Origin of the sequence: Psychrobacillus sp. NPDC093200 (assembly GCF_050280345.1) — a bacterium.
Taxonomy (GTDB): Bacteria; Bacillota; Bacilli; order Bacillales_A; family Planococcaceae; genus Psychrobacillus; species Psychrobacillus faecigallinarum.
This window is the reverse complement of sequence record NZ_JBNNVC010000003.1, coordinates 1-26,005: the sequence shown is the minus strand read 5'-3', so window position 1 is coordinate 26,005 and position 26,005 is coordinate 1. Positions and strand designations below refer to the sequence as shown.

Sequence of the window (26,005 nt, the reverse complement as noted above, 5' to 3'; positions counted from 1 at the left end):
TTATTTCACCCCTTCAAATACAGCATCGACGTAAATAGAAGGATCTAGCAACAAATCAGAAGCATCCGTCATAAATGGGACTAAGAATTCTGCTCCAACACCATAGAATACTGTTATGGCTACCAAAACGATAGTAGGTGTTAACAGTCGTCGATATGATTTAGGTCCTAAAAGAGTAGATTCACCTTTTGGCTCACCCCAGAAAGCATAGATGAAAATTCGAATTGCCGAAAGTAGGACAATTAGACTCGAAGCTAATATAAAAACACTCTGCCAGAGTAATTCACCTTCAAAGCCCCCTTGTACGATTAGCATTTTACCGATGAAGCCACTTAAGGGTGGAATACCAGCTAATCCAAATGCTGCAATCAAATAACTCCAGGCTAAAACAGGATACTTTTTCATCAGACCTCCCATTTTACGTAAATCGGAGGTGCCTGTAATTTTAATGACAATACCGATAAGTAAGAACAATGCTCCCTTTATCAAAATATCATGAATCAAATAAAATACAGAACCCATCATTCCATTTTCATTCATTACAGAAGCACCGAATAATATAACTCCTACTGCAATGACGATGTTATAAATAATAATTTGTTTTAAATCAAAGTAAGCCAACGCGCCAATACACCCAACGACGATGGTAATTATCGCGAGAATCATAAGCAACTCATGCGTGAAACCTACATCTGTCGTAAAGAATAACGTGTATGTCCGCATAATCGCATACACTCCAACTTTAGTGAGAAGTGCACCGAACAGGGCTAGTATTGGAACTGGGGGTGCTGCATAAGAACCTGGTAACCAGAAGAAGAGAGGAAAAATACCACCCTTAATACCAAAAACAATTAAAAACAACACAGCAATTACAGTTACAATTCCTACCTCACCAAGCTCGGCCAATTTAACTGAGATATCGGCCATATTTAATGTTCCAACTACTGAATACAAGTATCCTACTGTAATTACAAATAGGGATGAAGAGACAATATTGACTATTATGTATTTAATAGATTCTTTTAATTGTATTCTTTCTCCACCTAAAACAATCAATACATAGGAAGACATTAATAATACTTCAAAAAATACAAATAAGTTAAATATATCTCCCGTTGTAAAAGCACCATTGACTCCTGTTAACATAAATAGAATAGCTGGATAGTAAAATGATTTTTCTCTAGCTTCATCCATGTAAGAAAAGCTATACCATACAACAAATAGAGCAATGATTAGAGATGAAGTTACTAGTAACGCTGAGAACATATCTGAAACCATTGTGATTCCAAATGGAGGTGCCCAGCTCCCGAGTGTAAGGGTTTGTACACCATCTATCTTTACTTTGTACAGCAATGTAAAGGCAGATGCTAGTGCTAACAACAATCCAATAATAGTAACTATTCGCTGTGCTTTTAATTTCTTGGGAAATAATAAAAGAACCGCAGCGAATAAGAAAGGGATGAGGACTGGGAATAATAATAAGTTAATCATTGTCTTCAGTTCCTTTCATAAGTTCCATATTATCTGTACCGACTTCTTTATAGGTACGATAGGCAAGTACAAGTGAAAATGCCGTTACGCCAAAGCTAATAACGATGGCGGTTAAAATTAGAGCCTGTGGTAGTGGATCGACATAATCTGTCACTCCGTCAGCTAATACGGGAGCAGATTTTCCCCCAAGTCCACCCATGGTTAGTAGGAGCAAATGTGTCCCATGACTCAGTAAGCCCGTTCCAATAATAATCCTAAGCAAGCTGCGAGAGAGGATTAAATAGACTGCAGCCATAAATAGAAAGCCGATTAAAATGGACATCATAATTTCCATTATTCATCTCCTCCTATCATTTGAATAATTGTCATTGTTACTCCCACTACAACAAGATATACGCCGGTATCAAAAAACATTGCAGTATGGATAGACGTTTTCCCTAACAAGGGAAGATTGAAATAATCATATACGTGGGTAAAGAAAGGAACATTAAAAAAGATAGACCCGGCTGCAGTTGCTAAAGATATTATAAGCCCGATTGCTGTTACAACCGTATAGTTTATAGGTAGCATATCTTGTACTGTTTTTAAATCGAATGCAAGTAAAAGAAGGACGATTGCACTTGACATTAATAGGCCACCAACAAATCCTCCTCCTGGTGTATAATGACCTGCGAAAAAAATATGAATGGAGAATAGAAAGATGATGAAAAAGACTACTTTCGTTGTCGTTTGAATAATTAAATCATTTGTTTTCAACTTTTCTATCTCCTTTCTTTTTAGCAAGTCGTAGTGTGATCATTCCTATGATGCCTAGAGAAGCAATAGTTAGTACACTGATTTCAAATAAAGTATCAAATCCACGATAATCAACTAAGATAACGTTTACAATATTTCCACCGCCAGCTTCTGTGTATACAGTATCTTTATAGTATTGAGAGATAGATGTTACTAATTTTTGAGAGTGGGAGGAAATAGCTATTAATGTAACCATCACTCCAACACCTAGTGCAATGATAAAGTTAGTTAAACGGAATTTACGGTCTTCCTTGCCTTTTTCGTGCTTATTTAGTTTTGGCAGGTGATAAAAAGCTCCAAGGAATAGAGCAACCGAAACTGTTTCTATTACTAACTGAGTTAAAGCTAGATCAGGCGCTTTAAAAATGATGTAGAACAAAGCCACAGTATATCCTACAGCTCCTAAAGCAATGATTGCTGTAAGGCGGGATTTTGTAACTAGGATCGTAATCGTCCCAATAATAACAATGAGTGATAAAAGTATTTCAAAGAACTTGATAGGTGCTAAATTATCAAAGTCTATTACAAAGGCATCCTTAACCCACATGGTGCTAGCAAGCAGGAAGATAATAGCTGAGAACATGTAGATTAAGTAAGAACGAATAGAACCCTTCATGTAAAGAGAAGAAACGCTATTAGCTCCACCTTCTGAAAGCATCATTAACCAATCATAAATACCGTTCAATGAAACTTTAGCTGGCATCTTCTCATAACCTACACTCCATTTTGGCAATGTTTTATATAGAAGATAGCCGACTAGGAAAATTCCTAACGTCATATATAGAGCGGGCGAATCAAATCCATGCCATGCTTTTATCTTGACTCCTATCTCAGAAGGAAGTGCATAGGCTCCTGGATGAATAGCAGCTACTGCCGGCTTTATAAAAGTACTACCAAAAACATTTGGTATAAAGAAAATAACTATGACTAATGTTGCTAATATACCTGGTGAAACGAGCATTCCAATTGGAGCTTCATGTGCTTTTTTAGGAAGCAGCTCGGGTTTGTGCTTTCCTCGGAATGTATGTAAGACAAAGTACAAGCTATATACAAATGTAAATACGCTTGCAATCCATGCAACTACTGGTATTAAAATCCACCAAGTATCCATTGCATAGAGGTTAAAATGCTGTAAGGAAAGTGTGGCTTCTAAAAACATTTCTTTGCTCAAAAAGCCATTGAATAGCGGTACGCCAGCCATCGATAAACTGCCGATCATTGCGATTGTAAAGCTAATAGGCATTAAACTCATTAACCCACCGAGCTTGCGGATATCTCGTGTACCAGTTTCATGATCAACTATCCCAGCAATCATAAACAAACTACCTTTAAAGGTTGCATGGTTTAGGAGATGGAATATTGCCGCAAAAGTTGCAATTGTATATGTTGACACTAAATCGCCTGTAACATGATAGGCGATAGAACCAATTCCAAGCAGTGACATGATCAAACCAAGCTGGCTGACCGTTGAAAAGGCTAAAATTGCTTTCAAATCTGTTTGTTTTACTGCGAAGAAAGATCCCCAGAACAAAGTGAGAATACCGACTCCTGTTACTAGCCACACCCAGACCTCGGATAATGCAAAGATTGGTGTAAATCTTGCGACTAAATATAGGCCTGCTTTAACCATAGTTGCTGAATGTAAATATGCGCTAACAGGTGTTGGAGCTTCCATCGCATCGGGTAGCCAAATGTAGAAGGGAAACTGAGCAGATTTTGTAAAGGCCCCTAGAAGTACCAATACTAACGCCCATATGAACAAGTCGTGCTCTGCAATAGAGGATGCTTGTGCGATTAACTCACGAATGGAGAAGCTTTCCCCCATAATTCCTAATAATAAGAATCCACCAAGCATCATTAAGCCACCAAAGACGGTAATCATCATTGACTTCAATGCACCAAAACGCGAACGATCTCGCGTATACCAGTAACCAATGAGCAAGAATGATGAAATGGAAGTTAACTCCCAAAAGAAATACAGTCCGATTAAGTGGTCAGATTGTACAACTCCCAACATGGCAGTCATAAAAATTAATAAGTATACGTAAAAGTTACCTAGCTTTTCTTTATCCTTATCTAAATAGAAGATAGAGTAAAGAACGACTAGAGATCCTATCCCGGTTATTAATAACGAAAAAAGTAAGCTAAGGCCATCTATGTACGAGACGAGTGAAATATCAAGTGATGGAATCCAAGGCATTTCGTTAATAAAAGTTTCTCCATCCATTACCGATGGGATATACATTGCATAAAAGATTACCAAAAGAACAGGGGCAATCAAGACAAACCATCCAGTATGGATACTTTTTGCTCTTTTATACAAAAAAGGTATAAAAACAGCTAAAATAATAGGCAAGAATATTGCAAAAACCATGGACATAGGGATCCTCCTTCCGACAATATATTTAAGTATATAATAAAATTATACCCCAAATAATATGTGTTTGCATGGCTTATCACTTCCTTCCTATATATAAGTAAATGCATTTTTAATCAAATAAAGGGGTGCTTAAATTTGTCCTCCAAAAAGTAAAAGTTAGGCTTATTTATGCCAAGATTTATAAATCAATTATTAGTAACTAGCGTTAAAAGTTAAATCTATATGATAGACTCTTGTAAAAGGCCAATTTACTCCGATATGAACTATAGAATCAAATTTATCAAGATTAGAGGAACGATCATGAAAAACCCTTATGTATTTGGCTTTTTGCCATTGATAACCATTATTTTATTTAGCTTGAGCTTTTCCACGTATACAATGTTTAAAGCAATCGATCTGTTTAAAGTCATTGGCGTGTATAGCGGGATGAAAGAGTTTCTTTCTGATTTTGAGATAAGATTATTTGTGCTAATTATTTTTGCCCTTATTTATTTCATGCTCTTTTCTGCATTAAAATTGATTGCAGAAACTATTCACGAATTAGGAATGCTATTCTTTTCTAAGGATTTTGAAGGAAAAACAATGGCACAAGCGCGCGGTGGGTATGTCATTTTTTTTGCAGGTGCTATCATTTCAGCAGTAGGCTTCCAATCAATTAAAATTCTTCTTCTTATATTTTTAGCTACTGCTTTTATTTATTTTATTTATGTTGTATTCAAACTAAGCAACTCTATGTCCATGATAGGAACATTAGGACTAATCATGTTTGAAATTATCGTATGGAGCTTATTCTTAGCTTTAGTCATATATGTAGTCATCAAACTGTATAACGGAATTATCGCGAGTCTGCCTTTCCTATAGCCTATTAACTCACAGGAGATTACAAGATGTGCAAGCTATAGACAGTCATTTAGCTAGTAGAAGCTTAATATTAGCTTTCGGGGTGCAGTATATTAGAGAAATCCTAGAAAATATATGAGAGGGGTGAATGGAAGGTGGGAAACGTTTTTGATGAGATGAATTCTCGTACAAAGAAGAAAATTCAAGATGTATTTCTCAAGTTACTTAAAGAGAAAGAATTTGTGAAAATATCGATTAAAGACATAACAGTTAATGCTTCCATTAACCGTGGAACCTTCTATCTACATTATCTCGATAAATATGATTTATTAGAAAAAGTCGAGATTGAGCTTCTTGATGGGCTTCGAGTACATATTGCGAATATTAATAAAAAAGACAGCCTGGAGAAGGAACAACTATTAGAGGTCGCTGGTTTTTCTATGGAGGTATTTAGATACATTGAAATGTACAAAGAACAATTTATTGTTCTATTATCTAAAAACAATACGTCGGGCTTTCATCTTCGCTTAAAAAGCTTCTTTATCGAACAGTTTGAAGATAACTATTACGCTACTGATTTATCCTCCATAGATTCTTCTATTCCAACAGATTATCTTTCGGCGTTTGCTTCATCATCCATTTTAGGACTGGTTGAGCATTGGCTCTCTCAAAACGAACGTGAAACGCCTGAAGAACTCGCACATTTATACAGGAAAATATTGAAGTTTATCAAAATGATCTGACTAGGCAGGGACAACAAAACTCCCTTAGAGAATTCAGGGCTTCGTTTTTCGTAAACTATTTCCTAGCCGTTGTACGGAGCGATGGCGATGAATTCAAAAATAACACGCAAAAAGTGAAATTGCATGTCGCAATTTTTCTTTTTACGTGTTACGAAACTACTTAAATCCCAGCTCAATCTGTTTTCATAATTTGATTAAAAATACGATGATGGATTTTGTTAGACTCTATAGATTTCATGTTTTTAGGTTTATCGTATCCAATCCATACTGCAGAGGTATAAGTGTCTGTAAGGCCGGCTAGCCAATAATCATAATATTCATTTGTAGTGCCTGTCTTAGCTCCCACGTACGAAGAGTTAATATGAATTCCTTTTCCAGTCCCGTTTGTGACCACCTGTTGAAGTAAACCTCTCATCGTTTGGGCTGTCTTATACGACCAAGCTTCTTGAAAATCCTCATCCCATCGATACAGAACATTTCCTTGCTTGTCTTCAACTTTTCTTATTGAATGCACTGGTTTATATGTTCCGTTGATGAAGCTTGTATAAGCATCTGCCATTTCTGCTATCGTAACGCCATGTGTTAATCCTCCTAGTGCGGCAGAATACGTATAATCCTCTTTTTGTATATATTCAAATTGAAAAGGAGATAACCTTGCAAAAGCATTTTCAATACCGACCTTATCCAATAATCTTACAGCAGGGGTATTATGGCTTAAACGAAATGCATCTTGAATCGTCACATCTCCATATACTACTCCTCCGTAATTTTGTGGGCAATAGGATCCAATACATAACTTACCTGCATTAACAGAGTTGGCAGGAGTATAAGTAGTTGTCTCAAATAATGGAGCGTATACTAGCAAGGGCTTAAAGGCAGAGCCAGGTTGTCGAACTGCCTGATAGGCGCGATGAAAATCCATTTTCCTATAATCCTTACCTCCATATACACTTACAATTTCTCTAGATTCATTGTTAATCACTACAGACGCAGCTTGTAATTCTGGAGTTTTGCTTAAAAGGCTATTAATGTAACGTTCATCATAATCTTGTTTAGATTGATCCAAAGCTGTAGAGATAGTTATCCCTCCAGCGATTACTTCATTGACACGGGTTTTTAATTCACTTTCTAGGAATTGCCTTTGCTGTTCATTTTGTGAGTTAGCGATTCTTTCTTTAAATCCCTCGTTGTGTGCTATAAGGTTTTCAAGCTCATGTAAAACAAACGTGCTATAGGCAGGGTATAGTTGTTTTTTTAACTTCGTCGAAAGAACAATTGATTCCTTCTTTATTTTTTCTCCATTCTCGGCAGTGAGCCGTCCATTTTTGACCATGACATCTATTAGAAGCTCTTGTCTCTTTTTAGTAGCTTCAAAGTTAGTGAGTGGATTATAAATGGTTGGATTATTCGGGATAGCACTGATAAAGGCAAGCTCTGATTCCCTCAATTCTTCTATTGGGCGTCCGAAGTAGAAGGTGGCAGCTGCCCCAATTCCATATACCTGGTTGCTGAAGTAAATCTCATTTAAATAATTAGTTAGTATTTCTTCTTTAGTAGTTTGTTTTTCCATTTCATGTGCATATAGCAACTCTGTTAGCTTTCTTTCATATGTTTTTTCAGTAGACAAGTAGCGTAGGCGGACTAGCTGCTGAGTGATGGTGCTAGCTCCTTGTTCTCGTTCCTGAGAAGAAGCATTTGCAAAAACTGCTCGGAAGATTGCGGTAAAATTAAAGCCAATATGATTATAAAATTCTACATCCTCACTCTGTATAAATAGCTCCTGAACAAATAGAGGAATAGTTTCTAACTCTATCGGTTCTCTCCATTCCACATAGTCCTCAGAAAATATTTCACCTTGTTTATCTAAGAGGACAACTGGAGAAGTTATTGTAGGGTTAGAAAGCTGAATAGAATGTTCTAAGTCATCATTAAAAGAAGCAGCTGAAAGCACCTCAGTATGGATAAAGGAATATAAAATCCAAAGGAGAGGAAAGCATAATAATATGATAATAAATCCAGTACCTTGTCGCATAATTTGCACTCCAGTTCAAGTTATCTCCATAAAAGAATAGCACATATCTCGCTGGAAAAGTGTGCTAATTTTTCTAAGTAAACACCTAGTGAATATCTACAGGAAGCTACAAAAAAAGACTTTCGAATCGATTAATTCGAAAGTCTTTTGGTAATCAGTGTGCTTTTGCATGGAGTTCCTCTTCATGGAGCACTTCTTCAAAATCTTGAACTGGTTTCTTACTTGCGAAATAGATGATGAAGAATGCCAATAGGAAGAGGGCACCAGTAACGTAAAATACCGAAGAAATACCGATAAAACCACTAATAAAGCCCCCAAACATTGGACCAATGATATTACCGAGGAATCGGAAGCTTGTATTGTAGCCCATTAACTCGCCTTGTACTTCAATTGGCGCCTCCCGACGTATTAAGGCAGTGGTAATCGGTATTAGACCACCGGATGCAATACCAAATAGGAAGCGGAGCACCATCAGTTGCCACAGCTCTGTAACAAAAGCTTGTGGAACGATAAATATAAAAGCAATTAGTAAGAGAGTAGACAAAACTTTTTCGTATCCAATGGAATCTCCTAGCTTACCCCATATTCTCGCAAATAACAGACTTCCTACACCTGTCGCACTGAAGGTAATTCCTGCCAATAATGCAACTTCTTTTGAATCGGTTAAGTGAGAGACGTATAAAGAAAGAAGAGGCTGAATACTAAAAAGCCCAATTTGAATAAGGGAACTAATCATCAGCACGTTCAACATCAATCGGTGATGAAAAATACCGGATACAACAATCTTTCTTGAATATTCATGCTCATCCTTGGGTTTTACTCGTCGCATCTCTCTAATTCCTAAAATAACCATGAATGCGGCTATAGATACAGCAGTTGCTGTAATGACGAACGTATATTGAAATCCAAACGTATCAGCCATAAACCCACCTATTACAGGACCGAATAACGTACCAGACACACTTCCCATTTGTAACGTCCCCATTGTTTTACCAGCAACTTCTTTTGGTGTTTGAGAGCTGATAAATGCTAAAGAGGTAGGGATAAAGCCGGTAACTACTCCCATGAATAAACGTAGGACAAAAAATGCCTCGACTGAGTTGATAAAGCCCATTAAAAAGACACTTATGGCAATACCAAAACCATTTATGACAAGGATTGGTTTGTAGCCATACTTGTCTGCGATTCTTCCCCAAATAGGCGACATAATAAGTGCTGATACAAAGGTTGCTCCAAAAACAAGGCCTGCCCATTTTTGGACATAGGCGTCTGTAAAGTCACCCATTGTATTAATATACAATGAAAGGAAAGGCATGATCATTGTCATCGTACTGGATACAAGAAAAATAGAAAACCACATGATTATAAAATTTCTTTTTTGTATGCTCATCGGAATCCCTTCTTTCTCTTGTCGCATACTACTGTCTTTTAGTATAAAACATTTCGGGTGACTAAGAAAGTTGATTGTTAGAAACTTTGTCACTGAAAACTACTTTTAGTTATGTTAAACTGTTTTGGGGTGATTATGTTGAAAAAAATAATTTTATTGAATTTATTTACACTACTTTTTATAACAGCTTGTGGAAGCGACTCATCCGATAAAGAAAAAGACGCTACTAAAGAGACAGCAGAACAAGAAACTGCTGTTACTACTGATACCCAACAAGAGGGAGAAATAATCACATATCCGCAACTTTCAACAGAAGTGGCTGAAAATGAAGCTTTAGTCCAAATGAACACTTCTTTAGGAACGATAAAAATCAAACTATTCCCAGAAGAAGCACCAAAAACAGTGGAAAACTTTTTAACTAAAGCAGAAGAAGGATATTATGAAGGCGTTATTTTCCATCGGGTCATCGAAAACTTTATGATTCAAACCGGAGATCCTACTGGGACAGGAGCAGGAGGAGAAAGCATTTATGGTGAATCATTCGAGGATGAATTTGCTAATAATCTATTCAATTTAAAAGGTGCACTTTCTATGGCGATCACGGGTCAGCCGAACACTAACGGAAGTCAGTTTTTTATCGTTCAAGCTCCTCTACAAGAAGGAATCGTTGAACAGCTTAGAAAAGGCGGATGGCCGGAGGAAATTATTAAGGCTTACGAACAAAATGGCGGAACACCGCATTTAGATCAAAAACATACGGTGTTTGGACAGGTTATTGAAGGTATGGATGTAGTCGATGAAATAGCTAAAGTAGAAACTGGTGCAAACGATAAACCAGTAGAAGATGTCCTTATTCAGTCTATAGAAGTTATCCAAAAATAAAGTTAGGAAGTGTAGACTATGTTAAACTTTCTTTCATTAGGCTTTTTGTATTTATACTTTCCAGAGGATAAAACCGAATATATACCAGTAGTATTAGAGTTTATAATAGTATTTATTCTATGTGTGCTATTATTCCGTTGGTTTAAAAAGAAATCCGCTAGAGACGCTGCAAAAGCGAAAGAAATAGAAGAACGAGTATTACAAGCAAGAAAAGAAGAAATGGAAAAGAAGGTACCTTCTGAGTGAAGGCACCTTCTTTTTATATATTAGTACATAGCTTATTTTGCTCTAGTGCTAGGACAATGCATGTTTGAATCTCGAAACTCCTTCTTCTACTGTTGCTCTAGGACATGCCACGTTCATTCGAAGGAATCCATCTCCGCCTTCTCCATATTTAGTTCCAGGCTCTAATGCAAGTTTTCCCTTAGTTAATAATAGATTCATCATATCTTTCTCATTCAAGCCTGTCCCACGATAATCAATCCATAGTAAATAACTACCTTCTGGTTTAGAAATCTTAATGCCTTCTATAATTGATAATTGTTTAATGACATACTCCATATTACCTTCTATAACATCTATTAACTCTTCAAGCCATGGAGCTCCGTGTTCATATGCCGCTTGCATAGCAGTTAAGGAGAAGACATTCAGTCCCATGTCTCCACGTCTTGCAGCACTATTTTCTAATGCTTTTCGCAATTCATCATTAGGTACGATGGTAGCAGCACCTTGAATTCCAGCTAAGTTAAACGTTTTAGTTGGTGCAAAGAAAGTAATAATATGATCGATTTCTTCTGCTGCAACAAGTAGAGGAACATGTTTATTTGGTTTAAAGACAAGATCTGAGTGTATCTCGTCTGAAAGTATTAATACATTATGCATTTTACATAGTGAAGCCATCTTAGTTAAATCTTCCTTGCTCCACACTTTTCCTCCTGGGTTATGTGGGTTGCAAAGTATAAATATTTTTATATCCTGCTGTAAGCATTCTTCAAAAGCATCCCAATCCAATTCAAAGGAGTTACCTTTTTCCTTTAAGCGACAAGTAACAACCTCTCTTTCTAAAGTATTCGGTATACCTTTAAAGGGAGGATAAATTGGAGTGTGTACAAGTACTTTATCTCCTATTTCTGAGAAAGCCTCAACCACTTCGGCCATTCCTGGAATAACCCCATGACGTAAGAGAATCCATTCGTTTTCTATTTCTAGTTGGTGTTTAGTATATACCCAAGAAGATAATGCATCCTTCACTGCTTCAGGGGTAATTGAGTATCCAAAAACAGGATGCTCTAGACGCTTATGTATGGCTTGCTGTATTACTGGTGCTAAACTAAAATCCATATCTGCTACCCACATTGGAAGTACATCCGCATCATCCTCAATAGCATATACTTGTTTTAACATATCCCATTTCACGGAAAAAGTGTTACGACGATTAAAAATAGTAGAAAAATCTGACAAAATAAAATCCCCTTTCATTTTTAACTTATTGTGTTATTATAACCCTAACTAATAAAAGTAGTAAGGTGAAAAAATAATGGATACTATAGAGATGAATAGAAAAGCAGTTTGGTTACTTCAAGAGTGGGATCCTTTAAAGTTCGGAATTGATGCTTACGAAACAGAGATCGCCGATGTTGTAGCTTCTCTGCACGATATCGACCATCCTTCAGAGCTTGCTAGAAAAATTCAAGAAGTTTACGAGCATTCCTTTGAACAATGGATTCCACTAGAAAAATGCGTGGAGATCTCTTACAAACTTATTGCTTTAAAATATGAAATGAAGTGTATTATTTAATTACTCACTTCCTATAATGCTAGATAAAAAGAGTAATAACAAGAAAAAGCTTTCGATTCCAATGAATCGAAAGCTTTTATTTTACACTTCTTGCAGGCCGTCCATTAAGTTGGATGCAGGTACTTCTAATGCGTTAGATAGCTTTAAAATAGTTTGTGTTGAAGGAATTTCACTACCAGACTCGTATGCTTCCAATTTTCCAGCGCCGATTCTTGTTTTTAAGGAAAGTGTTTCTAAAGAAATATTGCGTTCTTCTCTTAGTTGTCGCAACTGCTTATGCAATTCTTTTTTCATGATTTCTGTCCACCTCTTTAAAAATTCTTCACATCTTATATCATATTATAGCACATTTTTTTTTGGAACTTGTTTTAATGTATTGTCAGAAAAAGTACAATTTTTAATTTACTAGCCTAAAGGATATTTGTCCTATTTAAGAACATTCATAACCCCTTGAATAAATACAATTAAAATTGCTACTGGTGCAGCATAGCGTACAATAATTCTCCAACCGTTTAAAAGAACAGCTCTAGAACCAATCTCCTTGGAAATGTCATCTTTAGAGAAGTGGAATCCAGCAAAAATTGATATAAAAAGTGCCCCTAAAGGTAAACCAATGCTACTAGTCAGGAAATCAGCAAAATCAAAAATCGACAAGTCTAGGATTTTAATATCTTGAAGAACACCAAAAGAAAGAGCACTTGGAATTCCAACAAGGAAAATTAAAAAGCCCGAGATCCAAGCAGCACGTTTTCTTCGATCATAATTCGACTTAATACCAATGGACACAACGATCTCTAACATACTGATGGAAGACGTTAACGTGGCAAATAATAACAGGATAAAGAATATTATTAAAAAGAATTGCCCGAAAATAATTTGTTCAAACACTGCTGGTAGAATGATGAATACTAATCCAGGACCAGCGTCTGGAGAAAAACCCAAAGCGAAAACTGCAGGGAATATTACGAGACCTGCCATGATAGAAATACCTATATTCAGTAAGGAAACACTAAGAGCCGAATTTCCTAAATTAGTTCCCTTTGGTAAGTAGGATGCATAGGTAATCATCCCAGAAACACCGACACTGAGAGAAAAGAATGCCTGACCCAATGCAAGCAGGGCAGTTTCCCACGTAAAATAAGACCAATCCGGTATTAATAAAAACTTAACTCCTTCAATAGCTCCATCAAGAGTCAGTGAACGTATGGCTAGAACCACAAAGAAGATGAGAAGTAAGGGCATCATCCACTTACTAGCTTTCTCAATTCCTCCCTTGATGCCTCCTGAAACAATCCACAAAGTTAAGAGTATAAATACTCCTTGTCCAATTAACACTTCCCAAGGATTTGATATGACCGTATTAAATAAGTCCTCATAGAAATTATCTGCACTCCCGTTTAAGCTAAGAGTAATAGAACGGAACAAGTAAGATAAAATCCAGCCACCAACTACACTATAAAACGAGAGTATTATAAACGAAAAGAAGAAGCCAGACCATCCGATTAAAAACCATGGCTTTTTAGGTGCCAATTTTTTAAATCCAGTTACTGCATCTGCCTGTCCCTTTCTTCCTATGATAAATTCAGCTAGTAAAATTGGTAATCCAATAAGAAGTGTACATAGGATGAAGAGCAATACAAAGACGCCACCACCATTAGTTCCTGCCATATAGGGAAACTTCCAAATCGCCCCTAATCCAATGGCACTTCCGGCCGCAGCCAATATAAATCCAATTTTCGACCCGAAGTGATCTCGAGTTTTCATATGTATTCCTCCTTCAACGCTTTAACGCTTTAAAGGGATAGTATACTATTTTGTTAATGAAAAATAAACGCTAAATCTATAAATGTGAATTGTTAATATGTGCAAGTAAGATAAAAGTATACAGATAGATGTAACATTTAGCTGGCATCTTTCGTATCACTTATAGCAAAAGAGAGAGAGCGGGGTGGAGCAATGGTTGAGAACGAATTGATCGAACTTGCACAACAGGGCGATCAGCAAGCATACGGGGAACTCATTCGCTTACATCATCGAACAGTAGAAAAATTTGCCTTTCAATGTGGAGTGCGAGTTCAAGATATACCAGATGTGACACAGGAAGTGTTTGTAAAATTGTATCGTTTCCTTCATCAATTTCAAAAGGAGCGTTTCACAACCTGGTTATATAAAATTACATTAAATGCAACAAGAGACTATTACCGCAAGGAAACGAAGGAAGCGCAAAAAGAGGTAAGGCTTCAAGGAGTATCGCCTGACCACTATATAATGAAGTCTGCCGAGGAAAAGGTCCTTGTTTTTGAGGAGGATCGAGAGCTCCATGTAGCAATACAATTATTAGATGAAAAATATCGCCATCCCATTATACTTTTCTATTTTCATGACATGTCTTATGAACAAATGGCAGATGTACTGAATGTTCCAATGTCTACCATTAAAATTCGATTATTACGAGCAAAGGGACATTTGAAATCGGCTCTACAAATTAGTGGAGGTGAAAACCATGGACGATAAAAAACTGGAAGTACGTTTGGAATTATTGAAAGATTCATATGAGCGACTACCTACTTCTTTAAACACAAGTCACATACTTAAAGAAATAGAAAACCCAAAATCAGCATCACAAATGATTTCTGCACAAAAGAAAAATATTAATTGGCAACGAGTTACTGCTTGGATTGTTAGCGCTGCCGCAATTCTTGTCTTTGGATTAATAGGAGCAAGCTTCCAGGTCGAAAAACCGTCTTCTATAGCAACTCAGTTAGAAAATATTGACGGAGAGGGCAAGGTTCAATTAGCAGACGCCTCTCAAGAGTTTATTAATAGACTAAAAAACAATTACTCGAAAGAACGAGAAAAGCGGAGAGAAATGCTACATCTTACGGAGGAAGAATTTTCGGAATTGCCTTATATACAACAAACAGATGCTCTATATATACGTTATACAGAAGAAAGTAGCTTTTCGTTATACTATTCTGTCCCATCCTTTTCTGATAGTGAATCATTAAATATTAGATATGATGAATTAATCCATTCTCTCTATCTTCCATCTGAAATGATTCAGGAAGTCAAAAGTAAAGGTCAAAAGGTATCTGATGAAGATACAGCTGAATTTTTTAATGCTTATTCTAGTAAGGTAAAAGAATTGAGGGAGTACTTTGGAAAAAAGGACAAAATGACTGATGAACAACTAGCAGCATTAAAAAAAGAAAATCTCTTCCAAAGCTCTGAAGAAACCAAAATAAAATATAAAATGAATGAGGAACAGTTGTCGGTATTAAAAAATATATTAGCCCCATCTTTTGTTGGATATAATTATATTCTCGAAAAGGAACCTTTTACTTATGGAGGTGAATTAACCTATAGCTTGAATGATTCGGTAGCAATATTAATGCACCTAGATATGTTGCTAGGGAACAGTTCAGATTTATATATTGATAAGAGTTTATTGAAGTTATACTATACAGAAATTTTTTATGCTGTTGTAAAGGGTACTAAGGATAAACCTGTATTCATTAGTGGAGCTGTAAATAAAGAGTATCAAGATATTTGGAAGGATATTGTCAGTGAATCAAATAGTTCCAACATATTTATTTTATTAAACCCGATAGTAAACGAATTTGAAAACAGCGGTTGGACAAATTCAGATAGCTGGGACGCTTTAGATTACGGTGATATTGATGATTCACTTCGTTATTGGTAAAGTGCATGCTTCCATGCCACCTCAGTGATTTTTGGTCATATACTTTCTGATATGTTATAATTTAACATGACTATATCGTAGATAAGAAAGTAGGACGGCAATATGACAAAAACATTTAAGGTAGGAGATGTGGTTACTGGTAAAGTGACGGGTATTCAACCATATGGTGCGTTCGTTAGTCTGGATGAACAAACACAAGGTCTAGTGCACATATCAGAAATAACATATGGCTATGTTAAGGAAGTAGGAGAGTTTTTGACTGTTGGTCAGGAAGTAGAAGTGAAAATTCTAGAAATTGATGAGGAAGCAAGCAAAATAAGCCTTTCTATTCGAGAACTTCAAGAAAAACCAACCTCTTCGAAACGTGATGATAAGCCACGTAAATCACTTCAAGCTCGTGTCGATGAGCATGATGAAGAAGGCTTTAATACATTGAAGGAAAAGCTAGCAGGGTGGATTAAACAATCCATCCAATAATAAAGGAAAGGTGAAGAAGGATCATATCCTTCTCCACCTTTTTTTTATCATGTAAAATTTAAACTTTTCTTATTTTACGTAATCGGTACTGTAGATTCTGCCTACTCATTCCCAATGCCTCCGCAGCTTTAGTGACATTGTTATTGTATTTTTCTAAAGCCTTTTGTAAATAATACGTTTCCGCTTCTCTTAAGTATTCGTCTAGAGGAAGGATATCTCTCTCTGGAGAGATGACAAAGTCCTCGGCATTTTTCATTGATCCATCCATATCCTGAATTTTTAATTTGAAATGGAGTGGCAGCATATCGAAACTTAATGTTCTCTCTGTTGTAATCATAGAAGTGATTTCGTCCAATAAAAGCTCCAATTCCTTTAAGTTACCTGGCCAGTCATAGGTTTTAAAAGCTTTTATTACCTGTGGATCTATGTCTTCAAGAGTAGACGCGTACCGATTCAAATGTCGCTGGAAGTAATCATGTATAAAGGGCATAATATCCTCTGTTCGTTCACGAAGCGGCGGAATATTAATAGTAATAGACGCAAAGTAATAATATAGCTCTTTAACCAACTGGTTATTATAAACTAGGTCAATCGGATCTTCTCCAATACTAGCGATATACAGATTGTGGTTAGAGCTATTTTCTTTTAAAATTTCAAATAATTTATTTTGTAAATCGATGGATAATAAATCTATTCTTTCACAAAATATAGTGCAGTTATGCAGGCTTTTTATTTCTTGTTCGAATTTATAAATTATTTGATCGTCCGCACTATAACAATAAAGCGTTATAAATTGCTCGTTTTGTGGAGAAAGCTGATGATGTATTGCTTCCGCTATTAAATCCTTTCCTGTCCCAGCTTCTCCAATAAGCAGGATAGGCATTCGTACATTGGCCGCTTTTATTGAGCGTTCCTTTACGTCCTTCATGATTTTAGATTCTGCTGTGATAGAGGAAAGTGTGATTGCCTCGTTATATCTCTTTAAAGGCTGAAATAATAGCTTTTCCAGAGCCGTGATATCTCGTGAAAATTCAATCGCCCCTATTAAGACACCATCTTCAAAAACAGGATATGTATCGTTAATAGTGGTGATTTCTTGACCATTCCTACTCCAATAGGTCTGTTTTACTCTTAGGACTGGCTTTTCGCTATGTAGAACTTTTAATAAGGTACTTTCATGTTGTTCGAATTGAAAAAGTTCTAGGATAGAACGATCTTCTACATCCATCGAATTCAAACCTTCGATTTCTTTCATTTTTTCATTGTATATAATCGTTTTTCCCATTAAATCTATTGCATGAATGCCTACAGTGACTTGCTCTGTAGCGAATTTGTAAAAGGGGAGCAACTTACTAAAAGTACTGGTCAAATTAATCACCTCAAAAAAATATTTAACATTTTAGTTAATTATACTTGAAAAACGCAACAATCTTTTGCATTATTATAAGTGAAGTAGTATTAGTAGTGCAAATTTTTTTTGCGCTAACATTTAAAGGAGGATTTACATGATACCTTATAAACACGAAGCATTTACAGATTTTTCAAAAGAAGAAAATAAAAAAGCAATAAAAGAAGGATATAAAATTGTTGACGCATATTTAGGTCAAGATTTCCCATTAATCGTTGGTGGAGAAAGAATTACTACTGAAAGCAAAATTGTTTCTTATAATCCAGCAAAAAAAGAAGAGGTAATTGGTAAAGTATCAAAAGCTTCTCAAGAAATCGCAGAAAAAGCACTTAAAATTGCTGATGAAACATTCAACACATGGAAAAAAGTAAAACCAGAAGTACGCGCAGATGTACTTTTCAAAGCAGCGGCAATCATTCGTCGCCGTAAATTTGAATTCTCCGCTTTATTATCAAGAGAAGCAGGGAAAACATGGGTGGAAGCTGATGTAGAGGTTGCTGAAGGAATTGACTTCTTAGAATATTATGGACGTCAAATGCTACGTCTTAAAGAAGGCCAACCTGTGGAAAGCCGTCCAGGTGAATACAATCGTTATGACTATATTCCATTAGGAGTTTCTGTTGTTATCTCTCCTTGGAACTTCCCATTTGCTATCATGGCTGGTACTACTGTAGCAGCTATGGTTGCTGGTAATACAGTATTATTAAAACCAGCTTCTACTACTCCTGTTGTTGCTTATAAGTTTGTAGAAGTTCTAGAAGAAGCTGGAATGCCAGCGGGCGTTGTTAACTTCATCCCTGGTTCAGGTGCTGAAATTGGTGATTTCTTAGTTGAACACCCACGTACTCGTTTAATCAGCTTTACAGGATCTCGTGACGTTGGTTTAGGAATTGTAGAAAAATCAGCTAAATTAGCTGAAAAGCAAATCTGGATTAAACGTACAATTCTTGAAATGGGCGGTAAAGACACAATCGTTGTAGATAAAGATGCTGATTTAGAATTAGCTGCTCAATCAATCGTACGATCAGCATTTGGTTTTAGCGGACAAAAATGCTCGGCTGGTTCACGTGCTGTAATCCTTGAAGATGTATATGACCAAGTAGTGGATCGTGTAAAAGAGTTAACGAATGAGTTAACTGTAGGTATTCCAGACGAAGATGAGCATTTTGTAGGTCCAGTAATCGATGCTTCTGCATTCAAAAAAATCATGAGCTATATCCCAGTTGGTAAAGAAGAAGGTCGCTTAATCACTGGTGGAGAAGGTGACGATTCAAAAGGTTACTTCATTCAACCTACTGTATTTGCAGATCTATCTCCAACTTCTCGTATTATGCAAGAAGAAATTTTTGGACCAATCCTTGGTATTTCTAAAGCAAAAGATTTTGATGAAGCGATTGAAATTGCTAACAACACGGAATATGGTTTAACAGGTGCCGTTATTACTAATAACCGCATGAACTTAGAAAAAGCGCGTGAAGACTTCCACGTAGGTAACTTATACTTCAACCGTGGATGTACTGGAGCTATCGTTGGATACCAACCATTTGGTGGATTCAACATGTCTGGAACTGACTCTAAAGCTGGTGGACCAGACTACATTCAACTTCATATGCAAGCTAAAACAACTTCTGAAATGCTTTAATATTTTTTAAACAAATCTTATGAAATGGCCAAACAACTGGTTTGTCTGGCCATTTCATTTAATAGGGGGAAAATGAATGTCAGTATCTAGTAAAGTAATTGAACAAACAGAAAAATACGGTGCACACAATTACAATCCACTACCAATCGTTGTGTCTGAAGCTGAAGGTGTTTGGGTAAAGGATCCAGAGGGTAATAAATACATGGATATGCTATCTGCATACTCAGCTGTAAACCAAGGACATCGTCATCCTAAAATTATTCAAGCGTTAAAAGACCAAGCAGATCGTGTTACTTTAACTTCTCGTGCGTTCCATAACGACCAGTTAGGTCCATGGTATGAAAAAGTAAGTCAATTAACGAAAAAAGAAATGGTTTTACCGATGAATACAGGAGCTGAAGCTGTAGAAACAGCATTTAAGGCTGCTCGCAGATGGGCGTATGATGTAAAAGGTGTTGCTGATGATCAAGCAGAAATCATTGCTTGTAACGGTAACTTCCACGGCAGAACTATGGGAGCGGTTTCTTTATCGTCAGACCCAGAATACAAACGTGGATTCGGACCAATGCTTCCAGGGATTAAACTAATTCCTTACGGGGATATTGAAGCACTTAAGCAAGCAATTACTCCAAACACAGCTGCATTCTTAATCGAACCTATCCAAGGCGAAGCTGGAATCATTATTCCTCCAGAAGGATTTATGAAGGCTGCACGTGAATTATGTCGAGAAAATAATGTATTATTTATCGCAGATGAAATTCAAGCTGGATTATGCCGCACAGGTAAAATGTTTGCATGTGAATGGGAAGATATCGATCCGGATATGTACATCTTAGGTAAAGCACTAGGCGGAGGAGTATTCCCTATCTCATGTATAGTAGCTAACCGTGATGTTCTAGAAGTATTTAATCCAGGTTCACATGGCTCTACTTTCGGTGGTAACCCTATGGCTTGTGCTGTTTCTCTTGCTGCACTTGACGTGTTGATTGACGAGAAGCTTGCTGATCGTTCATTAGAATTAGGAAATTATTTTATGGATGCTTTAAGAGACATTAATCATCCTTCTATTAAAGAAGTACGTGGTCGTGGTTTGTTTATCGGTATGGAATTGACTGAAGCAGCAAGACCTTATTGTGAAGAACTAAAAGAACTAGGATTATTATGTAAAGAAACTCACGATACAGTTATCCGTTTCGCACCACCTTTAATCATTACAAAAGAGGAACTTGACTGGTCAATTGAGAAAATTAAAAAAGTATTTACAATTTAACTAATTGTTTCCCAATTTGTAAATGAATTGTGTTACAATAATCTCCGATGAAATCATTATGAATTAAAGAGGCGAAATAATAAATGGCTGAAAATCTAAACCTGTTCACATCAACGCAGGCTGTCATTAAAGAGGCTTTGCAAAAATTAGGCTACGACGATGCAATGTATGACTTGTTAAAAGAACCACTTCGTATGTTAGAGGTAAGAATTCCAGTAAGAATGGATGACAATACTGTTAAAGTATTTACTGGTTACCGTTCCCAACATAACGATGCAGTCGGACCAACAAAAGGTGGAGTTCGTTTTCACCCAGGCGTAACTCCTGAAGAAATGAAAGCACTTTCTATGTGGATGACATTAAAAGCTGGAATTGTTGACCTTCCGTATGGTGGAGGTAAAGGTGGGGTTGCTTGTGACCCACGTGAGATGTCTATGGGAGAAATCGAACGCCTAAGTCGTGGATATGTTCGTGCAATTAGTCAAATTGTCGGACCAACAAAAGATATCCCTGCTCCAGACGTTTTCACAAATGCGCAAATTATGGCATGGATGATGGATGAATATAGTCGTATGGACCAATTCAACTCACCAGGATTTATCACGGGTAAACCTTTAGTTCTTGGTGGATCTCAAGGTCGTGACCGTGCAACTGCACAAGGTGTTACTATTATTATTAATGAAGCAGCGAAGAAACGCGGCATTGATATGATGGGTGCTAGAGTGGTTATCCAAGGTTTCGGAAACGCAGGAAGCTTCCTTGCTAAGTTCTTGAGCGATCAAGGTGCAAAAGTAATTGGTATTTCTGATGCTTACGGTGCTTTACATGACCCTAATGGCTTAGATATAGATTATTTATTAGATCGCCGTGATAGCTTTGGAACTGTAACGACTTTGTTTGAAAATACTATTTCTAATGAAGAATTATTAGAATTAGATTGTGATATTTTAGTGCCTGCTGCTATCGAAAACCAAATTACTTCTGATAATGCTCACAACATCAAAGCTAATATAGTAGTAGAAGCAGCAAATGGTCCAACTACTTCAGAAGCTACTAGAATTCTATACGAAAGAGGAATCCTATTAGTCCCTGACGTATTAGCTAGTGCAGGTGGGGTAACTGTATCTTACTTTGAGTGGGTACAAAATAACCAAGGCTACTACTGGACAGAAGAAGAAGTTAACGACAAGTTAGTGAAGAAAATGGTAGATGCATTTGAGAATATTTATGAAGTAGCTACTACTCGTAATATCGATATGCGTTTAGCTGCATATATGGTTGGTGTACGCAGAACTGCTGAAGCTTCACGCTTCCGTGGATGGGTATAACCCGATAAGTTGAACCGCTTGTATTTTACAAGCGGTTTTTTATATGATGAAAAGGTAAAGAAAGGGGATTAACATATGAATGCATTTTCTTTTTATAATCCGGTCAAACTGATTTTTGGTAAAGGTCAACTAGCAAAGCTTCCTACTGAGCTTTCTGTATTCGGTAAAAAGGTATTGGTAGTATACGGCGGCGGAAGCATTAAAAAAAATGGTTTATACGACGAAGTAATGAATTATTTAAATGAGGCAGGTATGGAAATCTTTGAACTGTCAGGAGTAGAGCCAAATCCAAGACTATCTACTGCAAAACGAGGAGCAGATCTTTGTAAGGCAGAAGGAATTGAAGTAGTACTTGCAGTCGGAGGTGGGTCTGTAATAGACTGCACGAAGCTTATTGTTGCTGCTGCTAAGTATGATGGGGATCCATGGGACTTAGTTACACGTAAAGCCTTCCCAGAAGAAGCACTACCTTTTGGTACTGTTTTAACTTTAGCCGCAACTGGCTCCGAAATGAACTCAGGTTCGGTAATTACAAATGAAGAAACGTTAGAAAAATACGGCTGGGGGAGCCCGCTAGTTTTCCCTAAATTCTCTATATTAGACCCAGTGAACACTTTCACAGTTCCTCTAGACCAAACGGTTTATGGGATTGTTGATATGATGTCTCATATGTTTGAGCAATATTATCATAACGCGACTAACACACCTCTTCAAGATGAAATGATTGAGGGCGCTCTACGTACAGTTATAGATGCTGCTCCTAAACTAATTACCGACCTAGAAAACTATGAATTAAGAGAAACTATCCTATTTGCGGGAACTCTAGGCTTAAATGGTTTTCTACAAATGGGTTATAACGGTGATTGGGCGAGCCATAACATTGAACATGCTGTCTCAGCTGTGTATGACATTCCCCATGCAGGCGGATTGGCAATTATTTTCCCGAGATGGATGCGACATAATCTTAAAGTAAATCCAGAGCGCTTTGCAAAGCTTGCTACTAAAGTCTTCCATGTGGATCCTTCAGGTAAGACGCCGGAGGAAATTGGTTTAGAGGGTATTGAAAGATTATCTTCTTTCTGGGCTTCGTTAGGGGCACCTGTGAACCTATCTGATTATAAAATTGATGACTCACAAATCGACTTAATGGTAGAAAAAGCAATGGCACGTGGTGAGTATGGCAATTTTAATAAGTTAAATGCAGAAGATACAAAAGCTATATTAACAGCTTGTCTGTAAGACTGCGGTTGAGTTTTTATCTTTTTTCATCAATAAAAAAGTGAATTTTAAAAGGCAAGAATGCTGTTAACCCAACATTCTTGCCTTTATTATGTTAAATCATAGCTTGACATACAACCTCTTATATAAAAGAGTAATACTTAATGGAAGATTTATTTCTTGTCATTTGTTTTTAAAACTGTTTTTGAATCTTTATGATGATTCCACGTTTTAACTCCGTCGTCCTCGTCAAAGGAGATAGTCACATCGGATACTCCTTGTTGGCTTAGTATTAAATCCTTTAAAACATCATGAATATCATCTACTGTTGCAAAGGATAGCGAAGCGTCTATTTCAGCTACTAGAGTAACGTGAAGAAACTCTCCTTCTTTTATTACCTCTAGCTCTTGAATATCTTTTACTTCCTTTACATCAGAAACAAGATGCGCAATATGAACGAGCATTTGTTCATCTGTTTCCCCAAGAGCGCCTCGTGCATTATCTAAGAATACTTTACCTACTACGTAAAACATCATTAGTCCGATAAGGATAGAAGCAATACCTTCTGCTTGTAAAAATCCTGTGAAATGAGAGATCAGAACTGCTACAAAAGCTAAAATACCACCAGAAGTTGCAACTAAATCCTCCATAAATACAAGTTTTGTAGCTGGTTTTGCTCTTTTTAAATGTGCAAAGCTCGTAGTAAGCGGAGCTAAAACAGATCCTTTTATGCCAACTTCATGCAAGATTTCTTTTCCTGCTTTGTATAAAACCGCAAATTCAAGGATTATCGCAATCCCAAGAACGGTTAAACTAATTGCAAGCCCTCCAGATGCTACAGGATGTTGGATATGATGCCATCCTTCTTTGATCGTTTCATATGAGAGGATTCCTACAAGTATTACTGCACCTAAACAAACAAGATTGACCAATCGTCCAAAGCCATTTGGAAACTTAGGAGTTGGCGCCTTTTTAGAAAGTGCTGATCCTATAAACACAAAAAACTGGTTAGCTGCATCCCCGATGGAATGCATCATTTCTGCAAACATAGCTACGTTTCCAGTTAGAAAAAATGCTCCGCCTTTTAATGCTGCTATTATTGTATTTACAATTGCTGCAATCAAGGATGGTTTGTTACCACCCTTTAATAAAGTAAAAAACTGTCCCATATAATTACTCCTTTTGTTAAATAGATTCTAATTCAAGAGTTTCGATAAATTCTAAATTTGCTATCGAATGATAAAATTCTACCGTATTCTTTTTAGTAAGTATAGACAAACGAATATGAAGCTCATGCTTGATTTCATCATTCTCTAATGGAATGTCTTTTATTCGAATGCTATCAATATAAAAGCCTTGGTCTTTTAAGTGATAATACATTTTAGAAATGTTTTCTTGCTCTGAAACAATTACCTTCAATGATAACTCTTTCGATCTTAATCGCTTTGGACCTATTTTAGATAAGAGGGGAGGGATTACTTCTATACCTATTAGTACAATCACAACAGATAAGGATGCCTCCAAATAAAATCCTGCTCCCACAGCAATCCCAATTCCCCCAGCTCCCCAAATCATGGCTGCTGTTGTTAGACCACTTATGCTATCATTTCCTTTACGAAGGATAACCCCGGCCCCTAAAAAACCGATTCCGCTAACAATTTGAGCTGCTAACCGTAAAGGATCCATGGTTATATTGACTCCGTCGTGTCCAGTATGAGCCTTATATGCCGATTCGATAGATATGTATGTGAGCAAGCAACTAAATGTGGCTATAACGATACTTGTTTTTAGACCAATGGGTTTTTTCTTCAGTTCTCTTTCAATCCCAATAACTAAACTTAGGATTGCCGCGAAACTTAATTTTATTAATATCTCGCCATATCCATTTAAATAGGGAACCCAGTCCAAGGATGTTCCTCCTTTCTATTAAGTTAGTAAAGAATATGTGGAAATTTAAATCTTATACTTACATACCCATTTTTCTATTTAATATCACCCTGTTCTGAATTAATGAAGAATATTATAGTAAGTAAGGCTAAAGCTATTTAAAACTATCCTTTATTAAATAATTTAATAAAAATCATATTAAATATAAAAAAAGGTATTGCTTTTTGTTTCTCTACGTTGTATATTAATACTTGTCCTTCGGAACAAGCGACAAACTACTTGAAAGAAAATAAAAAAAGTGTTTGACAGCGAATCTGAAATGAGTTATACTAATAAAGTCGTCAAAAACAAAACGACGCGATGAACATTGAAAACTGAACATGCAAAACGTTAAGAAATACAGCGTTCAACAAACTTCGGTTTGATTGACGCAAAACAATTTTGACATCATTTAATGATGATGCCAGCAAAACAAAATGAGCTTTTAAACTAGTTCTATTTTTTCTGGCTGACGAGACGTAGTGCAGTGCTAGGAAGCAAGTGAGCGAGGGAAGGGGCGTACTAACGTACGTGACTGACCGAGTAAGCGAAGCTGACAACGCAATGCGCTGCGTATCGCCAGCCAGCTATTATGGAGAGTTTGATCCTGGCTCAGGACGAACGCTGGCGGCGTGCCTAATACATGCAAGTCGAGCGAATGATGAAGAAGCTTGCTTCTTCT

Annotated in this window: 24 protein-coding genes and 1 rRNA gene; 13 read left to right on the top strand and 12 right to left on the bottom strand. The window is 36.8% G+C overall.

The window, feature by feature from the left end:
* From ACQKNZ_RS13635 to ACQKNZ_RS13620, 4 genes are read right to left on the bottom strand one after another with little or no spacing between them, the layout of a single operon-like run.
* Positions 1 to 1,461: a Na+/H+ antiporter subunit D gene (locus ACQKNZ_RS13635; RefSeq protein ID WP_427660517.1), complete on the bottom strand. Its 1,461-nt coding sequence runs from the start codon at positions 1,459 to 1,461 to the stop codon at positions 1 to 3.
* A 22-nt stretch (positions 1,462 to 1,483) separates the two neighbouring features.
* On the bottom strand, positions 1,484 to 1,825 hold the full coding sequence (locus tag ACQKNZ_RS13630; RefSeq protein WP_144538616.1) for a Na(+)/H(+) antiporter subunit C: 342 nt from the start codon (positions 1,823 to 1,825) through the stop codon (positions 1,484 to 1,486).
* A complete protein-coding gene (locus ACQKNZ_RS13625) occupies positions 1,825 to 2,247 on the bottom strand; it encodes a Na(+)/H(+) antiporter subunit B (protein WP_144538615.1) in 423 nt (140 codons plus the stop codon). The genes ACQKNZ_RS13630 and ACQKNZ_RS13625 overlap by 1 nt, the downstream gene beginning before the upstream one ends.
* A complete protein-coding gene (locus tag ACQKNZ_RS13620; protein WP_151113349.1) occupies positions 2,234 to 4,666 on the bottom strand; it encodes a Na+/H+ antiporter subunit A in 2,433 nt (810 codons plus the stop codon). The genes ACQKNZ_RS13625 and ACQKNZ_RS13620 overlap by 14 nt, the downstream gene beginning before the upstream one ends.
* A gap of 300 nt (positions 4,667 to 4,966) precedes the next feature.
* On the opposite strand from ACQKNZ_RS13620, the gene ACQKNZ_RS13615 reads away from it, so the two are divergent.
* Positions 4,967 to 5,527 carry a DUF5366 family protein gene (locus ACQKNZ_RS13615; RefSeq protein WP_151113351.1) on the top strand — a complete coding sequence of 187 codons (561 nt, stop codon included), beginning with the start codon at positions 4,967 to 4,969 and terminating at the stop codon, positions 5,525 to 5,527.
* A 134-nt stretch (positions 5,528 to 5,661) separates the two neighbouring features.
* Entirely contained in the window at positions 5,662 to 6,249 is a 588-nt protein-coding gene (locus tag ACQKNZ_RS13610) for a TetR/AcrR family transcriptional regulator (protein ID WP_154310229.1), read from the top strand.
* Positions 6,250 to 6,421: 172 nt separating this feature from the next.
* Here the strand turns inward: ACQKNZ_RS13610 and ACQKNZ_RS13605 are convergent, their stop codons facing one another.
* The gene (locus ACQKNZ_RS13605; protein WP_144538611.1) at positions 6,422 to 8,281 is read right to left on the bottom strand and encodes a transglycosylase domain-containing protein; all 1,860 of its coding nucleotides are present in this window, start codon (positions 8,279 to 8,281) and stop codon (positions 6,422 to 6,424) included.
* A gap of 154 nt (positions 8,282 to 8,435) precedes the next feature.
* The gene (locus ACQKNZ_RS13600) at positions 8,436 to 9,671 is read right to left on the bottom strand and encodes an MFS transporter (protein ID WP_427660188.1); all 1,236 of its coding nucleotides are present in this window, start codon (positions 9,669 to 9,671) and stop codon (positions 8,436 to 8,438) included.
* Positions 9,672 to 9,806: 135 nt separating this feature from the next.
* Here ACQKNZ_RS13600 and ACQKNZ_RS13595 point away from each other — a divergent pair, with 135 nt between their 5' ends.
* Together ACQKNZ_RS13595 and ACQKNZ_RS13590 are read left to right on the top strand one after the other, a co-directional pair.
* The gene (locus ACQKNZ_RS13595; RefSeq protein WP_427660186.1) at positions 9,807 to 10,553 is read left to right on the top strand and encodes a peptidylprolyl isomerase; all 747 of its coding nucleotides are present in this window, start codon (positions 9,807 to 9,809) and stop codon (positions 10,551 to 10,553) included.
* A gap of 18 nt (positions 10,554 to 10,571) precedes the next feature.
* On the top strand, positions 10,572 to 10,799 hold the full coding sequence (locus tag ACQKNZ_RS13590) for a hypothetical protein (RefSeq protein WP_144538608.1): 228 nt from the start codon (positions 10,572 to 10,574) through the stop codon (positions 10,797 to 10,799).
* Positions 10,800 to 10,847: 48 nt separating this feature from the next.
* On the opposite strand, the gene ACQKNZ_RS13585 is transcribed toward ACQKNZ_RS13590, so the two are convergent.
* Positions 10,848 to 12,014 (bottom strand): MalY/PatB family protein, encoded by a 1,167-nt coding sequence (locus ACQKNZ_RS13585; protein WP_225216135.1) that lies wholly within the window; start codon positions 12,012 to 12,014, stop codon positions 10,848 to 10,850.
* 76 nt (positions 12,015 to 12,090) lie between these two features.
* On the opposite strand from ACQKNZ_RS13585, the gene ACQKNZ_RS13580 reads away from it, so the two are divergent.
* A complete protein-coding gene (locus tag ACQKNZ_RS13580) occupies positions 12,091 to 12,351 on the top strand; it encodes a DUF1871 family protein (RefSeq protein ID WP_427660183.1) in 261 nt (86 codons plus the stop codon).
* A gap of 81 nt (positions 12,352 to 12,432) precedes the next feature.
* Here ACQKNZ_RS13580 and ACQKNZ_RS13575 read toward each other — a convergent pair whose 3' ends face one another.
* Both ACQKNZ_RS13575 and ACQKNZ_RS13570 read right to left on the bottom strand, forming a co-directional pair.
* Positions 12,433 to 12,645 carry a helix-turn-helix domain-containing protein gene (locus ACQKNZ_RS13575; RefSeq protein WP_144538605.1) on the bottom strand — a complete coding sequence of 71 codons (213 nt, stop codon included), beginning with the start codon at positions 12,643 to 12,645 and terminating at the stop codon, positions 12,433 to 12,435.
* A 132-nt stretch (positions 12,646 to 12,777) separates the two neighbouring features.
* On the bottom strand, positions 12,778 to 14,115 hold the full coding sequence (locus ACQKNZ_RS13570; protein ID WP_144538604.1) for a sodium-dependent transporter: 1,338 nt from the start codon (positions 14,113 to 14,115) through the stop codon (positions 12,778 to 12,780).
* Between the two features lie 192 nt (positions 14,116 to 14,307).
* On the opposite strand from ACQKNZ_RS13570, the gene ACQKNZ_RS13565 reads away from it, so the two are divergent.
* The 3 genes from ACQKNZ_RS13565 (at position 14,308) to yugI (ending at position 16,531) form a co-directional block, all read left to right on the top strand.
* A complete protein-coding gene (locus ACQKNZ_RS13565) occupies positions 14,308 to 14,865 on the top strand; it encodes an RNA polymerase sigma factor (RefSeq protein WP_144538603.1) in 558 nt (185 codons plus the stop codon).
* A complete protein-coding gene (locus tag ACQKNZ_RS13560; RefSeq protein WP_340863481.1) occupies positions 14,855 to 16,054 on the top strand; it encodes a hypothetical protein in 1,200 nt (399 codons plus the stop codon). The genes ACQKNZ_RS13565 and ACQKNZ_RS13560 overlap by 11 nt, the downstream gene beginning before the upstream one ends.
* A 102-nt stretch (positions 16,055 to 16,156) precedes the next feature.
* Positions 16,157 to 16,531 carry a S1 domain-containing post-transcriptional regulator GSP13 gene (yugI, locus tag ACQKNZ_RS13555; protein WP_151113365.1) on the top strand — a complete coding sequence of 125 codons (375 nt, stop codon included), beginning with the start codon at positions 16,157 to 16,159 and terminating at the stop codon, positions 16,529 to 16,531.
* 58 nt (positions 16,532 to 16,589) lie between these two features.
* Here the strand turns inward: yugI and ACQKNZ_RS13550 are convergent, their stop codons facing one another.
* On the bottom strand, positions 16,590 to 17,900 hold the full coding sequence (locus tag ACQKNZ_RS13550; protein WP_144538600.1) for a sigma 54-interacting transcriptional regulator: 1,311 nt from the start codon (positions 17,898 to 17,900) through the stop codon (positions 16,590 to 16,592).
* Between the two features lie 136 nt (positions 17,901 to 18,036).
* On the opposite strand from ACQKNZ_RS13550, the gene pruA reads away from it, so the two are divergent.
* From pruA to ACQKNZ_RS13530, 4 genes are all read left to right on the top strand, one after another.
* Positions 18,037 to 19,581, top strand: coding sequence for an L-glutamate gamma-semialdehyde dehydrogenase (gene pruA, locus ACQKNZ_RS13545; RefSeq protein ID WP_144538599.1), 1,545 nt, complete (start codon positions 18,037 to 18,039; stop codon positions 19,579 to 19,581).
* A gap of 76 nt (positions 19,582 to 19,657) precedes the next feature.
* Positions 19,658 to 20,851: an ornithine--oxo-acid transaminase gene (locus ACQKNZ_RS13540; RefSeq protein ID WP_144538598.1), complete on the top strand. Its 1,194-nt coding sequence runs from the start codon at positions 19,658 to 19,660 to the stop codon at positions 20,849 to 20,851.
* An 83-nt stretch (positions 20,852 to 20,934) separates the two neighbouring features.
* Entirely contained in the window at positions 20,935 to 22,179 is a 1,245-nt protein-coding gene (locus tag ACQKNZ_RS13535) for a Glu/Leu/Phe/Val family dehydrogenase (RefSeq protein WP_144538597.1), read from the top strand.
* A gap of 75 nt (positions 22,180 to 22,254) precedes the next feature.
* On the top strand, positions 22,255 to 23,418 hold the full coding sequence (locus ACQKNZ_RS13530; protein WP_144538596.1) for an iron-containing alcohol dehydrogenase: 1,164 nt from the start codon (positions 22,255 to 22,257) through the stop codon (positions 23,416 to 23,418).
* Between the two features lie 152 nt (positions 23,419 to 23,570).
* Here ACQKNZ_RS13530 and ACQKNZ_RS13525 read toward each other — a convergent pair whose 3' ends face one another.
* Positions 23,571 to 24,566: a cation diffusion facilitator family transporter gene (locus ACQKNZ_RS13525; protein WP_144538595.1), complete on the bottom strand. Its 996-nt coding sequence runs from the start codon at positions 24,564 to 24,566 to the stop codon at positions 23,571 to 23,573.
* Between the two features lie 16 nt (positions 24,567 to 24,582).
* A complete protein-coding gene (locus ACQKNZ_RS13520; RefSeq protein WP_144538594.1) occupies positions 24,583 to 25,305 on the bottom strand; it encodes an MgtC/SapB family protein in 723 nt (240 codons plus the stop codon).
* Between the two features lie 607 nt (positions 25,306 to 25,912).
* Here ACQKNZ_RS13520 and ACQKNZ_RS13515 point away from each other — a divergent pair.
* Positions 25,913 to 26,005: ribosomal RNA gene (locus tag ACQKNZ_RS13515) — 16S ribosomal RNA — on the top strand; the annotation flags it as partial.

Coding starts and splice junctions, on each gene's coding strand:
- ACQKNZ_RS13630 (WP_144538616.1), bottom strand. CDS start 1,825: ATGGAAATTATGATGTCCATTTTAATCGGCTTTCTATTTATGGCTGCA.
- ACQKNZ_RS13620 (WP_151113349.1), bottom strand. CDS start 4,666: ATGTCCATGGTTTTTGCAATATTCTTGCCTATTATTTTAGCTGTTTTT.
- ACQKNZ_RS13615 (WP_151113351.1), top strand. CDS start 4,967: ATGAAAAACCCTTATGTATTTGGCTTTTTGCCATTGATAACCATTATT.
- ACQKNZ_RS13605 (WP_144538611.1), bottom strand. CDS start 8,281: ATGCGACAAGGTACTGGATTTATTATCATATTATTATGCTTTCCTCTC.
- ACQKNZ_RS13600 (WP_427660188.1), bottom strand. CDS start 9,671: ATGAGCATACAAAAAAGAAATTTTATAATCATGTGGTTTTCTATTTTT.
- ACQKNZ_RS13595 (WP_427660186.1), top strand. CDS start 9,807: ATGTTGAAAAAAATAATTTTATTGAATTTATTTACACTACTTTTTATA.
- ACQKNZ_RS13590 (WP_144538608.1), top strand. CDS start 10,572: ATGTTAAACTTTCTTTCATTAGGCTTTTTGTATTTATACTTTCCAGAG.
- ACQKNZ_RS13580 (WP_427660183.1), top strand. CDS start 12,091: ATGGATACTATAGAGATGAATAGAAAAGCAGTTTGGTTACTTCAAGAG.
- ACQKNZ_RS13575 (WP_144538605.1), bottom strand. CDS start 12,645: ATGAAAAAAGAATTGCATAAGCAGTTGCGACAACTAAGAGAAGAACGC.
- ACQKNZ_RS13570 (WP_144538604.1), bottom strand. CDS start 14,115: ATGAAAACTCGAGATCACTTCGGGTCGAAAATTGGATTTATATTGGCT.
- ACQKNZ_RS13565 (WP_144538603.1), top strand. CDS start 14,308: ATGGTTGAGAACGAATTGATCGAACTTGCACAACAGGGCGATCAGCAA.
- ACQKNZ_RS13560 (WP_340863481.1), top strand. CDS start 14,855: ATGGACGATAAAAAACTGGAAGTACGTTTGGAATTATTGAAAGATTCA.
- yugI (WP_151113365.1), top strand. CDS start 16,157: ATGACAAAAACATTTAAGGTAGGAGATGTGGTTACTGGTAAAGTGACG.
- pruA (WP_144538599.1), top strand. CDS start 18,037: ATGATACCTTATAAACACGAAGCATTTACAGATTTTTCAAAAGAAGAA.
- ACQKNZ_RS13540 (WP_144538598.1), top strand. CDS start 19,658: ATGTCAGTATCTAGTAAAGTAATTGAACAAACAGAAAAATACGGTGCA.
- ACQKNZ_RS13535 (WP_144538597.1), top strand. CDS start 20,935: ATGGCTGAAAATCTAAACCTGTTCACATCAACGCAGGCTGTCATTAAA.
- ACQKNZ_RS13530 (WP_144538596.1), top strand. CDS start 22,255: ATGAATGCATTTTCTTTTTATAATCCGGTCAAACTGATTTTTGGTAAA.
- ACQKNZ_RS13525 (WP_144538595.1), bottom strand. CDS start 24,566: ATGGGACAGTTTTTTACTTTATTAAAGGGTGGTAACAAACCATCCTTG.